This is a genomic window from Synechococcus sp. ROS8604, assembly GCF_014279655.1.
Taxonomy (GTDB): domain Bacteria; phylum Cyanobacteriota; class Cyanobacteriia; order PCC-6307; family Cyanobiaceae; genus Synechococcus_C.
The window spans coordinates 633771-648857 of the sequence record NZ_CP047946.1 but is presented as its reverse complement, the minus strand read 5'-3'; the positions used below and the strand labels follow the sequence as shown (position 1 = coordinate 648857).

At 53.3% G+C, this 15087-nt stretch carries 11 protein-coding genes, 3 tRNA genes and 3 rRNA genes; 10 read left to right on the top strand and 7 right to left on the bottom strand.

Annotated elements, in window-relative coordinates; genetic code table 11:
- The first annotated feature begins 57 nt into the window (after positions 1-57).
- Complete coding sequence (locus SynROS8604_RS03440) at positions 58-267, top strand: photosystem I reaction center subunit IV (protein ID WP_006854760.1); 210 nt, start codon at positions 58-60, stop codon at positions 265-267.
- A gap of 5 nt (positions 268-272) precedes the next feature.
- Entirely contained in the window at positions 273-1142 is an 870-nt protein-coding gene (locus SynROS8604_RS03435; protein WP_186545131.1) for a DNA-formamidopyrimidine glycosylase, read from the top strand.
- Positions 1143-1437: 295 nt separating this feature from the next.
- Here SynROS8604_RS03435 and rrf read toward each other — a convergent pair.
- From rrf to SynROS8604_RS03410, 5 genes are all read right to left on the bottom strand, one after another.
- Positions 1438-1554, bottom strand: a 5S ribosomal RNA gene (gene rrf / locus SynROS8604_RS03430).
- Positions 1555-1669: 115 nt separating this feature from the next.
- A 23S ribosomal RNA gene (locus SynROS8604_RS03425) occupies positions 1670-4535 on the bottom strand.
- A 444-nt stretch (positions 4536-4979) separates the two neighbouring features.
- Positions 4980-5052 (bottom strand) — tRNA-Ala (locus tag SynROS8604_RS03420).
- 9 nt (positions 5053-5061) lie between these two features.
- A tRNA-Ile gene (locus tag SynROS8604_RS03415) sits at positions 5062-5135 on the bottom strand.
- Between the two features lie 184 nt (positions 5136-5319).
- A 16S ribosomal RNA gene (locus tag SynROS8604_RS03410) occupies positions 5320-6804 on the bottom strand.
- The 16S, 23S and 5S rRNA genes sit together here with 2 tRNA genes alongside, the layout of an rRNA operon.
- A 673-nt stretch (positions 6805-7477) precedes the next feature.
- Here SynROS8604_RS03410 and SynROS8604_RS03405 point away from each other — a divergent pair.
- Positions 7478-8932 carry a glycoside hydrolase 100 family protein gene (locus tag SynROS8604_RS03405; protein ID WP_186545130.1) on the top strand — a complete coding sequence of 485 codons (1455 nt, stop codon included), beginning with the start codon at positions 7478-7480 and terminating at the stop codon, positions 8930-8932.
- A gap of 71 nt (positions 8933-9003) precedes the next feature.
- On the opposite strand, the gene petD is transcribed toward SynROS8604_RS03405, so the two are convergent.
- Together petD and petB are read right to left on the bottom strand one after the other, a co-directional pair.
- A complete protein-coding gene (gene petD / locus SynROS8604_RS03400; RefSeq protein ID WP_006854933.1) occupies positions 9004-9486 on the bottom strand; it encodes a cytochrome b6-f complex subunit IV in 483 nt (160 codons plus the stop codon).
- A 77-nt stretch (positions 9487-9563) separates the two neighbouring features.
- Positions 9564-10220 carry a cytochrome b6 gene (gene petB / locus SynROS8604_RS03395; RefSeq protein WP_006854932.1) on the bottom strand — a complete coding sequence of 219 codons (657 nt, stop codon included), beginning with the start codon at positions 10218-10220 and terminating at the stop codon, positions 9564-9566.
- Between the two features lie 67 nt (positions 10221-10287).
- On the opposite strand from petB, the gene ctpZ reads away from it, so the two are divergent.
- The 7 genes from ctpZ (at position 10288) to SynROS8604_RS03360 (ending at position 15051) form a co-directional block, all read left to right on the top strand.
- Positions 10288-11586, top strand: coding sequence for a carboxyl-terminal processing protease CtpZ (ctpZ, locus tag SynROS8604_RS03390; RefSeq protein ID WP_370586580.1), 1299 nt, complete (start codon positions 10288-10290; stop codon positions 11584-11586).
- A complete protein-coding gene (locus tag SynROS8604_RS03385; RefSeq protein WP_186545128.1) occupies positions 11583-12839 on the top strand; it encodes an HD domain-containing protein in 1257 nt (418 codons plus the stop codon). The genes ctpZ and SynROS8604_RS03385 overlap by 4 nt, the downstream gene beginning before the upstream one ends.
- Positions 12840-12866: 27 nt before the next feature.
- On the top strand, positions 12867-13568 hold the full coding sequence (gene minC, locus SynROS8604_RS03380; RefSeq protein WP_255445165.1) for a septum site-determining protein MinC: 702 nt from the start codon (positions 12867-12869) through the stop codon (positions 13566-13568).
- 40 nt (positions 13569-13608) lie between these two features.
- Positions 13609-14424, top strand: coding sequence for a septum site-determining protein MinD (gene minD, locus SynROS8604_RS03375; RefSeq protein WP_006854928.1), 816 nt, complete (start codon positions 13609-13611; stop codon positions 14422-14424).
- A gap of 4 nt (positions 14425-14428) precedes the next feature.
- Positions 14429-14713 carry a cell division topological specificity factor MinE gene (gene minE, locus SynROS8604_RS03370; protein ID WP_186545126.1) on the top strand — a complete coding sequence of 95 codons (285 nt, stop codon included), beginning with the start codon at positions 14429-14431 and terminating at the stop codon, positions 14711-14713.
- Between the two features lie 6 nt (positions 14714-14719).
- Entirely contained in the window at positions 14720-14989 is a 270-nt protein-coding gene (locus tag SynROS8604_RS03365; protein ID WP_006854926.1) for a response regulator transcription factor, read from the top strand.
- Positions 14980-15051, top strand: a tRNA-Thr gene (locus SynROS8604_RS03360). Before SynROS8604_RS03365 ends, SynROS8604_RS03360 begins: the two co-directional genes overlap by 10 nt.
- Positions 15052-15087 lie beyond the last annotated feature (36 nt).

Below are 15087 nucleotides of genomic sequence, written 5' to 3'. Positions count from 1 at the left end.
TCCATCTGGAGACCATGCAGCGATACGCTCAGCTTGCATCAACGTTTCTGCGCAGCGATGGCAATTTCCCGCGGTGACAAGGTGCGCATTAAGCGCCCTGAGTCCTATTGGTACAACGATGTCGGCACGGTGGCCTCCATCGATACTTCAGGCATTCGATACCCGGTGGTTGTTCGCTTTGAAAAGGTGAATTACAACGGGATTTCTGGATCAGAAGGAGGAATCAACACCAATAATTTCGCTCAAGCGGAACTAGAGCCGGCCTGAGGCCGTTGCCCGAACTCCCAGAAGTTGAGACGGTTCGTCGTGGATTAGCGGATCGTCTTGACCGATTTGTCATCAGCGATCTTGAAGTGTGCCGGGACAGGGCGATTGCGAGTCCTGGTGGACCTGAGTACTTTGAATTGGGACTCGTCAATTGCCGTGTAGGTCAATGGACGAGAAGAGGAAAGTACCTCTACGCAGAACTGCATAGGCCAGCATCAGCCGAAGCAGATGCAGCTGAAGAGAGCGCCGGATATTGGGGAGTGCATTTACGAATGACCGGACAATTTCAGTGGATCGAAGACGACACTCCAGCCTGCAATCACACGCGCGTTCGATTTTGGAATGCCAAAGGCCAGGAATTGCGCTTCGTTGATCTGAGAAGTTTTGCTGAAATGTGGTGGGTCCCACCTGCAGTTGCGGTGGAGTCAGTCATGACGGGTTTGAAAAAGTTGGGGCCTGAGCCCTTTAGCCAAGACTTCAAAACGCAGTACTTACAAGAACGATTCAAAGGATCAACGCGCTCGATCAAAGCGGCATTATTGGATCAATCGATTGTGGCTGGCACAGGCAACATCTATGCCGACGAAAGTTTATTTGCTGCGGGCATTCGCCCTCAAACAGCAGCAGGACAACTCAATCGCAAGCAATTAGACAAGCTCAGAGTGTGCCTAATTAAGATCCTAGAACTGAGCATTGGAGCAGGGGGAACAACCTTTAGTGACTTCAGAGATCTGGAAGGAGTGAATGGCAATTATGGAGGACAAGCTGCGGTGTATCGGCGCACAGGACAACCATGCTTGAAATGTGGACAAGCAATTGAACGTATCAAGCTTGCAGGACGCAGCACCCACTGGTGCTCAAGCTGTCAGACCTAAAAACAAAAATTCCAAGAAAACCCCTTAATTGACCTATAAAATAGGGGCAAAAATAGTTAAGCCAGATTCACAAAAGTGATGAGCGAGAGTTCAACAGATCGAAAAATATCACAATCAAATCACAATCAATACAGAATTTAAAGGGAGGTTAAGCCTATACAGAACGACTGCTTATCAAAAAGCTAGATCCGATTCCATGGCAATTGAGTGAACCAATCAGGACCAAAGTAACGCGAAAATGGGCACAAAAAAAGCCACCCCTTCAAGGGATGGCTTTCTTCGTTTGAATGTTTTTACCTGGCATCGAGCTATTTTCTCAGGGGGCTACCCCCCAAATATCGTCGCCGCTGCTGCGTTTCACAACCGAGTTCGAGATGGATCGGAGTGGGACCACAGCGCTATGGACACCAGGATAGAAACATTGCCAAGGGTTGAACCCTGAGAACTGCATAGTTTCATCATCTCTACTTTCGTTTTGATGATGACATCTGGATTGAATAAAGTCTTTTTCAGGCAAGAACCAAGTGTTGGTCAAGCCCTCGGTCTATTAGTACTCCTCCGCTGCATCCATTACTGAACTTCGACGTAGAGCCTATCAACGGGTGTTCTTCCCGTGACCTTACTGGGTTACCCCATGGGAATACTCATCTTGAGGTGGGCTTCCCACTTAGATGCTTTCAGCGGTTATCCACTCCGCACATGGCTACCCAGCGTTTACCGTTGGCACGATAACTGGTACACCAGAGGTGCGTTCCTCCCGGTCCTCTCGTACTAGGGAGAAATCCTCTCAATATTCCTACGCATACACCGGATATGGACCGAACTGTCTCACGACGTTCTGAACCCAGCTCGCGTACCGCTTTAATGGGCGAACAGCCCAACCCTTGGGACCGACTTCAGCCCCAGGTTGCGATGAGCCGACATCGAGGTGCCAAACCTCCCCGTCGATGTGAACTCTTGGGGGAGATCAGCCTGTTATCCCTAGAGTAACTTTTATCCGTTGAGCGACGGCCCTTCCACTCAGAACCGTCGGATCACTAAAGCCGACTTTCGTCCCTGTTCGACTTGTAGGTCTCACAGTCAAGCTTCCTTCTGCTTTTGCACTCGTCGGCTGATTTCCAACCAGCCTGAGGAAACCTTTGCGCGCCTCCGTTACCTTTTAGGAGGCGACCGCCCCAGTCAAACTGCCCACCTGATACTGTCCGCTCCCCGGATAACGGGTGAACGTTAGAACCCTAGCTCTGAAAGAGTGGTATCTCACCATTGACTCCCTAGTACCCACGAGCACTAGATCAACGTCTCCCACCTATCCTGCGCATTCAGAGCCCGGGCACAATACCAAGCTACAGTAAAGCTTCATAGGGTCTTTCTGTCCGGGTGTATGTAGTCCGCATCTTCACAGACAATTCTATTTCGCCGAGCCTCTCTCCGAGACAGCGCCCTGATCGTTACGCCTTTCGTGCGGGTCGGAACTTACCCGACAAGGAATTTCGCTACCTTAGGACCGTTATAGTTACGGCCGCCGTTCACCGGGGCTTCAGTCGCCAGCTTCGCTTACGCTGACCGGCTTCCTTAACCTTCCGGCACTGGGCAGGCGTCAGCCCCCATACATCGTCTTGCGACTTAGCGGAGACCTGTGTTTTTGGTAAACAGTCGCCAGGGCCTCTTCACTGCGACCACATTGCTGTGGCACCCCTTCTCCCGAAGTTACGGGGCCATTTTGCCGAGTTCCTTAGAGAGAGTTACCTCGCGCACCTCGGTATTCTCTACCACCCCACCTGTGTCGGTTTCGGGTACTGGCAGTTATGCCTTAACGGGTATAGAGCTTTTCTTGGAAGCATGACATCACCAACTTCGCTGCCGTAGCAGCTCGTACTCACGCCTCAGCTCGGATCGTTTTCGCCGATCCTCAACGCCTCGAACGCTTGAACCAGTAACCAACATCTGGCTTGGCTAGCCTTCTCCGTCCCTCTTCCCAAAACATAACCGGTACAGGAATGTTGACCTGTTATCCATCGACTACGCCTTTCGGCCTCGCCTTAGGTCCAGACTAACCCTCCGCGGACGAGCCTGCCGGAGGAACCCTTAGGGTTTCGGTGCATGGGATTCTCACCCATGTTTTCGCTACTCAAGCCGACATTCTCACTTCTATGCAGTCCACGCCCGCTCACGCTAACGCTTCGCCCCACATAGAACGCTCCCCTACCATAAATCCGCAGCTTCGGTACAACACTTAGCCCCATTCATTTTCGGCGCAGGATCGCTCGACCAGTGAGCTATTACGCACTCCTTTGAGGATGGCTGCTTCTAGGCAAACCTCCTGGTTGTCTGGGCAATCCCACCTCCTTTATCACTTAGTGTTGATTTGGGGACCTTAGCTGGCGGTCTGGGCTGTTTCCCTCTCGACCATGGAGCTTATCCCCCACAGTCTGACTGCCTCGCTACACACAGGGTATTCAGAGTTCATCTCGATTTGGTACCGCTCTCGCAGCCCGCACCGAAATGGTGGCTTTACCCCCCTGCTGGAGCACGAGACGCTACGCCTCAACGTATTTCGGGGAGAACCAGCTAGCTCCGGGTTCGATTGGCATTTCACCCCTAACCACAGCTCATCCGCTGATTTTTCAACATCAGTCGGTTCGGACCTCCACTTGGTATCACCCAAGCTTCATCCTGGCCATGGTTAGATCACCCGGGTTCGGGTCTATAAACACTGACAAACGCCCTATTCAGACTCGCTTTCGCTATGGCTCCACCATTTCCGGTTTAACCCGCCAATGCCTATAAGTCGCCGGCTCATTCTTCAACAGGCACACGGTCACCCTATGAGTAGGGCTCCCATTGCTTGTAGGCTCACGGTTTCATGTTCTATTTCACTCCCCTCCCGGGGTTCTTTTCACCTTTCCCTCGCGGTACTGTTTCGCTATCGGTCACACAGGAGTACTTAGCCTTACGAGGTGGTCCTCGCTGATTCACACGGAATTTCACGTGCTCCGTGCTACTCGGGATACAGCTAGGTCAGTTCAGTTTTCGTGTACGGGGCTTTCACCCTCTGTGGCGTGTCTTTCAAACACTTCCACTAACATTCCTGATCCACGTTGCTGTCCCACAACCCCAATGGTCGAAACCATTGGTTTAGGCTCTTCCCCGTTCGCTCGCCGCTACTTAGGGAGTCGTTTTTACTTTCCTTTCCTCCAGCTACTAAGATGTTTCAGTTCGCTGGGTTGGCTCGCGCCAGCCTATAGATTCAGCTGGCCGTTCTAGGGGTTGCCCCATTCGGAAATTCCCGGATCAAAGCGTGTTTCCAGCTCCCCGAGACTTATCGCAGGTAACCACGTCCTTCATCGCCTCTGTGTGCCAAGGTATCCGCCGTGAGCCCTTTGTAGCTTGACCAATGTATCTCCAGCACGCTTGCTGTTGTTGAAACAGATTTTTCTAATTTCTAAAGTCAGACACTAAAAATAGCACCTAAAACTAGAAATTAAAATCAAACTCTCAAATGCTCGACACATTTGAAAGAACATACTGGAGTCTCGGCTCTTGCTTTAGAATTAACATCACTCCTTCATGCGTTAACACAAAAAATGATGCATCCATAAAGATGCTTTATTCTTTCCAGACTTAAACTATGCAGTTGTCAAGGTTCGGCTAGACATCAAAACAATGCATTGATCTCTCAATACATTGCATCGAGCCCAGCATCCTATCAATCAAATCATGGAATTATTTCCATGCCTTAAAATGACAAGAAGCTAGGGTCATCTAGCGGACAAATCTAAATCACAATCCATACGAGTTCATACTCCAGGTTTTGGAGATGGGGATTTTGGTAGTCAGTGGAGGTTAGGAGACTCGAACTCCTGACATCCTGCTTGCAAAGCAGGCGCTCTACCAACTGAGCTAAACCCCCTACACCGAATGGGCCATCCTGGACTTGAACCAGGGACCTCACCCTTATCAGGGGTGCGCTCTAACCACCTGAGCTAATGGCCCAGGAGTCTCATCCCTAATGGGTTGTGAACTAGACAAAGTTTAGGAACTAAAAATCTCCACTAAGCAGACAACCATTGCTGGAACTCTCTTAGCTTCAAAGTTGAGGTACCGATCGACCTAAGGTGACAGGATTTTGGCCTAAGAATAAATAACTCAGACATCAAAATCGTTGTTTGTCTCCCTGTTAGGAGGTGATCCAGCCGCACCTTCCGGTACGGCTACCTTGTTACGACTTCACCCCAGTCATCAGCCCCACCTTCGACGTCCTCCTCCACAAGGGTTGGAGTAACGGCTTCGGGCGTGGCCAACTTCCATGGTGTGACGGGCGGTGTGTACAAGGCCCGGGAACGTATTCACCGCAGTATGCTGACCTGCGATTACTAGCGATTCCTGCTTCACGTAGGCGAGTTGCAGCCTACGATCTGAACTGAGCCACGGTTTATGGGATTTGCTTGTCCTCGCGAACTTGCTGCCCTTTGTCCGTAGCATTGTAGTACGTGTGTAGCCCAGGATGTAAGGGGCATGATGACTTGACGTCATCCACACCTTCCTCCGGTTTATCACCGGCGGTCTCTCTAGAGTGCCCAACTAAATGCTGGCAACTAAAGACGTGGGTTGCGCTCGTTGCGGGACTTAACCCAACATCTCACGACACGAGCTGACGACAGCCATGCACCACCTGTCACTGCGCTCCCGAAGGCACTCTCAAGTTTCCAAGAGATTCGCAGGATGTCAAACCCTGGTAAGGTTCTTCGCGTTGCATCGAATTAAACCACATACTCCACCGCTTGTGCGGGCCCCCGTCAATTCCTTTGAGTTTCACACTTGCGTGCGTACTCCCCAGGCGGAACACTTAACGCGTTGGCTACGACACCGGAGGGGTCGATTCCCCCGACACCTAGTGTTCATCGTTTACGGCCAGGACTACAGGGGTATCTAATCCCTTTCGCTCCCCTGGCTTTCGTCCATGAGCGTCAGTGATGGCCCAGCAGAGCGCCTTCGCCACTGGTGTTCTTCCCGATATCTACGCATTTCACCGCTACACCGGGAATTCCCTCTGCCCCTACCACACTCAAGCCCAACAGTTTCCACTGCCATGATGGAGTTAAGCTCCACTTTTTAACAGCAGACTTGAAGGGCCGCCTGCGGACGCTTTACGCCCAATAATTCCGGATAACGCTTGCCACTCCCGTATTACCGCGGCTGCTGGCACGGAATTAGCCGTGGCTTATTCATCAAGTACCGTCAGATCTTCTTCCTTGATAAAAGAGGTTTACAGCCCAGAGGCCTTCATCCCTCACGCGGCGTTGCTCCGTCAGGCTTTCGCCCATTGCGGAAAATTCCCCACTGCTGCCTCCCGTAGGAGTCTGGGCCGTGTCTCAGTCCCAGTGTGGCTGATCATCCTCTCAGACCAGCTACTGATCGATGCCTTGGTGAGCTCTTACCTCACCAACTAGCTAATCAGACGCGGGCTCATCCTCAGGCGAAATTCATTTCACCTCTCGGCATATGGGGTATTAGCGGCCGTTTCCAACCGTTATCCCCCTCCTGAGGGCAGATTCCCACGCGTTACTCACCCGTCCGCCACTAACCCGAAGGTTCGTTCGACTTGCATGTGTTAAGCACGCCGCCAGCGTTCATCCTGAGCCAGGATCAAACTCTCCGTTGTAGATCAATCCCTTTTGGCTTTCACCTCAGATTGACTTGCTTCACCCACATCCCAGCACTGGCGTACTGGTTGCAGTTGTCGCCCCCTTCCTCTGACAGAAGGATTCACAAGAGTGCAAATTTAGAATTTCTTCCTCGTTTGACTTTCCGGGATCTCAGATCCGGTCGTTGCTCCACATTGCGCACACCGACAACTCAAAAGTTCGTGAAAACTTTCAAGTTGTAAGCACAATGCTTCTCTGCAACTAAAATTTTGTTGACGGGACCTCACACCTTTATCGCACTATCATTTAGCCAGACTAAAAACCTTGCGGCCTTCAGTTCAAACTAAACGCGATAAAAGCGTCAGTTCCTAAACTTTTAAATTGTCCAGGTTCTGGCTTTGCGTCCCCTTTCAGAGACGTGCCGCCTGCGGTCTCGCGACCGCTTGTGAAACCTACAACATCGTGGGATCGCTCCCTCAATCTCGTAAGCACCCGCTGAACACTTCAAGCTTTCGCTCTTCGCGTCCCTCGGCTGCGCTTCGGAGCAGTGCTCCCCTGCGCAGTCCAAAACCATAACCCATTCACTGCCCTTTCTGCAACCTCAACTCATCTTCAGGCATCTCAAGACTTGCTTCCACTGGCCAAAGCAAGCTCCATCACTAAGTTTTGAATAATGGTCGCTACAGCACCATGGCCGATCGCTTCAGCCAACAGCACCAGCGGGTCCGTCCCAGTTCCAAGGAAGAACAAGTGGTCCAAAAGGCCAAAGAGCATTTCGAACGCACGCTGATTCCCATTGCAGGAAATCTTGCTGGAAGCGTTGCAGCTCTCCAGCATCCCAGTGCCGACGAAGCTCTCAACTACGGCGAGATCTTCCTGCGCGACAACGTGCCAGTGATGGTCTACCTGTTGACGCAAAAACGTTTCACGATCGTCAAGCAGTTCCTCCAGATCTGCCTCGACCTCCAAAGCACCACCTATCAGACACGTGGAGTGTTCCCAACCTCCTTCGTCGAAGAGAACGGAAAGATCATTGCCGATTACGGCCAACGGTCGATTGGAAGAATTACGTCTGTAGATCCCAGCCTGTGGTGGCCAGTTCTCTGTTGGATGTACATCAAAGCCAGTGGAGACGAAGAATTTGGATCCACACCTGGCGTCCAACGAGGGGTCCAACTGTTCTTGGACCTCGTACTTCATCCCACGTTTGAGGGAACACCGGTGCTGTTTGTGCCGGATTGCGCGTTCATGATTGATCGTCCGATGGACGTATGGGGTGCGCCCCTAGAAGTTGAAGTACTCCTGTATGCATCCCTTCGTTGCTGCGCTCAGCTCATGGAGCTCGGCCGACGCAATCAAAACAATCGTCTACTCGACCAGCGCTTGGTCCTCACCCGCCAGTGGATTCATGACCTCCGCAAGTTTTTGCTGAAGCACTACTGGGTGACCAGCAAGACGATGCAAGTCCTAAGGAGAAGGCCCACAGAGCAATACGGCGACAATCAGCACCAAAACGAATTCAATGTGCAGCCCCAAGTGATCCCTGATTGGCTGCAGGACTGGCTCGAGAACCGCGGTGGCTATCTCATCGGAAACATGCGTACAGGCCGACCTGATTTCCGTTTTTACAGTTTAGGCAATTCTCTTGGCTGCCTCTTCGGACTTCTCACAGCCCCACAACAGCGTGCACTGTTTCGTCTCACCCTTCACAACCGCAATCATCTGATGGCTCAGATGCCGATGCGGATTTGCCATCCACCCATGGAAATGTTGGAGTGGCAGAACAAGACCGGATCGGATCCAAAGAACTGGCCGTGGAGCTACCACAACGGTGGCCATTGGCCGAGCCTTCTCTGGTATTTCGGGGCCTCGATCCTCCTCCACGAGCGCCGTCATCCCAATGCAGACATCCTTTTGATGGGACAGATGAAGTCAATGCTGGAGGATTGTTACTGGAGCCAACTCAACCAACTGCCAAGGCAGCAGTGGGCAGAATATTTTGATGGCCCCACAGGCACTTGGATGGGCCAGCAATCACGCACCTATCAGACCTGGACCATTGTTGGATTTCTTCTGCTCCACCACTTCCTGAGAGTGAATCCTGATGATGTGGAGATGCTCGACCTCGACGAACTACCCACCTAAAAACCCCCGTAAAAAAACTGAACAACAAAAAACCCCCAGCACAGAGCTGAGGGTTTTTCAAGCTATTGGCCTCAGAACAAACCGAGAGTGAGTGACTTGTCGATAGGCATTGCAGCACCGATTCCCAAATAAATGGTGGTAGCTGTACCGAACAAGAACACTGCCATCGCAATAGGACGACGGAATGGGTTCTGAAACTTGTTGAAGCTCTCGATGAAGGGGATGAGCATCAAACCAAGGGGTACCAAGGTTTGCAATGCAATACCCAGAAGCTTGTTGGGAACAACCCTAAGGATCTGAAACACCGGGTACAGATACCACTCAGGAAGGATCTCCAGAGGGGTTGCAAAAGGATCGGCCTTATCACCCAACATGGCTGGATCTAAGACAGAGAGCCCAACGATGCAGGCAATGGTTCCAAGGATCACTACAGGAAAAATGTAGAGAAGATCGTTGGGCCATGCAGGCTCACCGTAATAGTTGTGCCCCATGCCTTTGGCGAGCTTGGCCCGCAGCTTGGGATCGGTGAGATCAGGCTTCTTGAGAATATGCATGGTGCTAAGCGGTAATAAACGAACGGTAAGTGGGAAAGTTCGAAACTTGAATCAGTGCGTAAAGCAACTGAAATGGATCACAAAGGACCGGAAATGCCCTGCTTACGGATCATCAAGAAGTGCATGAGCATGAAAACAGCAAGCAACCAAGGCATCACGAACGTGTGAAGGCTGTAGAAGCGAGTGAGTGTGGATTGACCAACGCTCTCACCACCACGCAGCAGTTCAACCATGAAGTCACCAACAACCGGAATGGCAGCAGGCACTCCAGAAACAATCTTGACGGCCCAATAACCAACTTGATCCCAAGGGAGTGAATAGCCGGTGACACCGAAAGAAACAGTGATCACGGCCATGGTCACGCCCGTTACCCAGGTGAGCTCACGGGGACGCTTAAAGCCACCTGTGAGGTACACGCGGAAGACGTGAAGAATGAGCATGAGCACCATCATTGAGGCGCTCCATCTGTGAACTGAGCGAATGAGCCACCCGAAGCTCACATCTGTCATCAGGTACTGAACTGAGCTGTAGGCCTCAGCAACAGTGGGCTTGTAATAGAAAGTCATCGCGAACCCGGTCGCGAACTGAATCAGGAAACAAACAAGCGTGATGCCGCCCAAGCAATAAAAAATATTGACGTGGGGCGGAACGTACTTGGTGCTGAAATCATCAGCAATGTCCTGGATTTCAAGACGTTCCTGGAACCAGTCGTAGACAGGTGAGGAGTTCGCCATGCAAAGGTCGGTTTGGATTGCGAGAGTCTACCGATGACGCTCCAGCCGACGCGACAGAATGAAGCTGATGTTGCCGATTGTTAATTACATGAGAAAAGGCCTGCGGCAGCTGGCCTCCGGCTGTGCCTCCCTTTTGCTTTGCAGCCTCTTCATTCCAGCACCTGCTCTGGCGCTCAACGATGCCCAGCAGCTGGTGGTTGAAACCTGGCGCCTTGTGAATCAGAGCTATGTCGACCCCTCGAGTTTCGATCGAATTCATTGGAAGCGCTTACGCCAGAAAGCTCTTGAGCAGACGATCGAAACCAGCGAGCAGGCCTACAGCGCCATCGAAACGATGCTTGAACCCCTCGATGATCCCTACACAAGGCTGTTGAGACCTGACGATTACTCCGTCATGAAGTCCAGCAACTCCGGCAGCCTGAGTGGCGTAGGGCTTCAGCTGGGCCATCACAACGATGAAGATTCAGTGGTTGTGATCGCGGCACTTGAGGGATCACCCGCCGCTGACGCGGGCGTGGTCAGCGGCGCAGCACTTCTGGCTGTGAACGGAGAATCCACTGCTCTGCTGGGACTCGAAACCACCGCAGCACGCTTGCGAGGGGATGCGGGAACGCAGGTTTTGCTCACCGTCCAACCCCCGAATGGAGAGGCTGAAGAGCTCACCTTGGAACGACGCAATGTCGATCTACGCCCGGTTCGCACGCGGCGTCTTCGAAGTGACACCCACACGCTTGGCCATCTCCGCATCACGCAGTTCAGCGAAGGCGTGCCGAAGAAAGTACAGGAAGCCCTGCAAGAACTCACCGATAAGGGAGTGGAAGGAGTGGTGCTTGATCTTCGCAACAACTCTGGGGGTCTCGTCAGCGGAGGACTTGCCGTTGCTGACGCCTTCTTGGACCAAGAGCCGATCGTGGAAACACGCAATCGAGACGGGATTGCTGATCCCATCCAATCGAACCCGGTCACGCTGTACGACGGTCCGATGGTGACCTTGGTCAACGCTGGCACCGCAAGTGCCAGCGAGATCCTCGCTGGGGCCCTGCAGGACAACGATCGTTCGCTGCTGCTGGGCAGTGAAACCTTCGGCAAGGGGCTCATCCAGACCCTAACCAACCTGAGTGATGGCAGCGGTTTGGCCGTCACTGTGGCCGGATATGTCACCCCCAGCGGACGGGACATACAAGGGCAAGGGATTACGCCAGATCGCTTGCTAGATCAGCCCGAACCCCTGAATCCCGGGGGCGAAGGAGACCGCTGGCTGACGGATGCAGCGCGGGTTCTGGAGGCCATCATTGATCGCCAAACCAGCGAATCACCCGCAACAGCCGATGCCATCAAGGCAGAGGAGATGGCAGAAAGTGCATGAGTAGCCGCACTTATCACGACCCTTTGCATGGCGGCATCGCACTTCATTCAGTCAACCCAGCTGAAGCCCTGGTGCTCGAGCTCGTTGACGCAGCCCCCTTCCAAAGGCTTCGGCGGATTCGCCAGCTCGGTCCAGCCTTTTTGACCTTTCACGGCGCTGAATCGAGCCGGTTCACCCACTCTCTTGGCGTTTTCCACATTGCGCGACAGGCCTTTCAGCGTCTGTTGGCCATGGATCCATCACTGGAACGTCATCGGGGGGTGCTCTACGCGGCAGCCCTGCTCCATGACCTGGGTCATGCACCCCTGAGCCACACCGGGGAGGAAATGTTTGGCACCCACCATGAGCGCTGGTCCGCACGCATCGTTCGAGAGCACCCTGCGATCCGGGAGCCACTCGAGCGATTCCAACCAGGAAGCTCAGAAGCCGTGGCCGCTCTCCTAGAGCACGGCACCTCAGAGCGGAGAGTCATTAAGGACCTCGTGAGCAGCCAACTCGATTGCGACAGGCTCGATTACTTGCTGCGAGATAGCTACAGCACAGGGACGAGCTACGGCCAACTGGATTTAGGGAGAATTCTGGCCGCACTGACCCTGGCGCCAGATGGAGAACTCGCGATTCATCCCAAGGGCCTCATGGCGGTTGAGCACTACCTCGTGGTGCGAAACCTGATGTACCGCAGTGTTTACAACCACCGCCTCAATGTGGTGTGCAATTGGCTGCTGGAACAAATGATTCGCCTAGCCCGTGAGCTAGGCCCCGATCAGGTTTGGACAGATTCCACGATGCGCTGCTGGCTGTGGTCAGCCCATGAGCTCGACCTGGAGGCCTATTTGGCTAACGATGACCTGCGAACGGGCTATCACCTGTTGCGCTGGCGAGAGGAAGCCCCTCGCCCGCTCGCTGATCTCTGTGATCGGTTTCTCAACCGACGACTCCTCAAAGCTCTCGATGTGGACAGCCTCTCCAAGGAGAAGCAGCTCGAATGCTTGGCACTCGCACGGGGATTGGCCGAAGCAAAGGGATTGGATCCGAGTTTGAGTTGCGGTCTACGCCATCAACAACTGCATGGATATCACCCCTATCGCGGGGGGCTAAGGCTCTGGAATGGTCAGCAACTTCAAGCACTCGAGCAAAGCTCAGCACTCGTTAAAAGCTTGAGCAAGCCTGTCAGCACCAGCTGGCTGATCTATCCAAAGCAAATCAGTCAGGAACTGAAACGAAAGGTGGGCCAATACCTGGCGCAGATTTAACGTCAATTTCCACTCTTGATCACGTCGGTGGCTTTGACCCAAGAGACCCTTCAAGCGGCATGCCATCGCCTGGTTCTGCCCACCAATCGGCACATCCCTTGGCAAGACACCCTCGCTGACCAACTCAGTGGCCTGGAGGGCAAGGATCTCGAATTGGATAGCGGGGAGTGGTTGTTGAATTGCCGGGTGCTCTCTGCCTTGCAAGCGCAACTTGAGGAGCGCAGCTGCCGATTGCTGTCCATCAAAAGCTGCCATCCACTCACCGTGGTCAGCGCCAACGCCCTTGGCATTCCAGCTCAACTCACCACACCACAGCGTGTCGATCCGCTTCCTGAAAGTGCTGAGGACAAGCAGGCCCCAGCACTGTTGATCCATCGAGCCACCCTGCGATCGGGAGACCATCTCAAAGCACGCCACCACGTTTTGCTCATTGGCGATGTCAATCCAGGTGCGCAAATCAGTGCCGGGGGGAACGTCCTGATCTGGGGACGCCTCCGTGGTTCTGCTCATGCAGGGGTTCAAGGCGATCTGAATGCCAGGATCACGGCCTTACAGCTCCGTCCTCTTCAGCTACGAATCGCGGATCTTGTCGCCAGGGGACCAGAGGAGAAACCCCAACCTGGTCTTGCGGAGGAAGCCCGCATTGTGGATGGAGTGATTTCGATCGAGCCTGCTGATCCCCGCAGTGACTTGTCATTGCAAGAGCTTTCAGCCGATTTAAACAATTAAGAGCACTTGCCCCTAACCTGACCAAATCAACCGCGACAACGTGACGTCAAATTCGCGAACGATCTTGATCTGCTCCGGCAAGGGGGGCGTCGGTAAGACCACCCTTACGGCCAACTTGGGTATAGCCCTCGCCCAGCGTGGTTCCAGCACTGTTGTTCTGGATGCTGACTTCGGTTTACGCAACCTGGATCTGTTGCTTGGACTCGAAAACCGAATTGTTTATACAGCTCAAGAGGTTTTGGCCGAGACCTGCCGCTTGGACCAGGCCTTGGTGAAGCACAAACAGGTTCCGAATCTGGCCTTGCTGCCTGCTGGCAATCCGCGGATGCTCGAGTGGCTCAAACCAGAGGACATGCAGGCCATTGTCTCCATGCTTGAGAAACGATTCGATTACGTGTTAATCGACTGCCCCGCAGGCATTGAAGACGGCTTTAAGAACGCCGTTGCTGCAGCGCGTGAGGCCATTGTGATCACCACTCCTGAAGTTTCAGCTGTGCGAGATGCAGATCGAGTGATCGGATTGCTCAACACCCACGGGGTGACCCCAGTCCAACTCGTTCTCAATCGAGTTAGGCCCAAAATGATGGCCAATCAAGAAATGTTGGCGGTGGATGACGTCACCGACATCCTGGCTCTCCCCTTGCTGGGATTAGTGCTGGAAGATGAGCAGGTGATCGTTAGCACCAATCGGGGCGAACCCCTCACCCTGAATGGGACCAAATCACCAGCAGCCAAGGCCTACGGCAATATTGCCGGCCGCCTTCAAGGCGAAGACATTTCATTGCTGGACCCCTCTAAGGAGCGTTCGGGCCTACGGGCCACCGTGCGCCGCTTGATGCAAACGAAGATCTTCTGAGCTGATGACTCTCCGTGACCTCGTCGACAAATTGCTTGGGCGTCAACCAGCAAGCGCAAGCACTGCCAGAGACAGGCTTCAGCTCGTTCTGGCGCATGACCGCAGTGACCTAAGCCCTGAGCTTCTCGACCAAATGCGTCGTGAAATTTTTGAAGTGGTGGCCAAATACGTTGATATCGATCTAGAGGAAGGTGATGTGAGCTTGGAAACCGAGGATCGCGTCACGGCCCTGGTTGCCAACTTGCCGTTTCGGCGACCAATCGCATCAACAACTCCCAAACCGGACTAGCGGGGAATGGTTCTGGAAGCATCTCCAGACGTCATGGCTGAGCAAGGCTTCACCCCCGCAGAAACCACCGTGATCCAACTCCTTCTGGAGGGGCTTAGCAATCGGGCCATCGCGTCCCGACTTGTGGTTAGCATCCGAACCGTGGAAAGTCACATCAGCAACGCCCTCGAGAAAAGCGGTTGCCGCTCGAGGCTTGAACTTTCGATGTGGTGGCTCAACACCCATTCAGAAGCGACGAGAACGTGCAGCGGTAAACTCCCATCAATGCCGGCTTAGCTCAGTGGTAGAGCAGCGCTTTTGTAAAGCGAAGGTCATCGGTTCAAATCCGTTAGCCGGCTTCAGACAAGATCCTTAAGACCACGGTCATCGCTCCA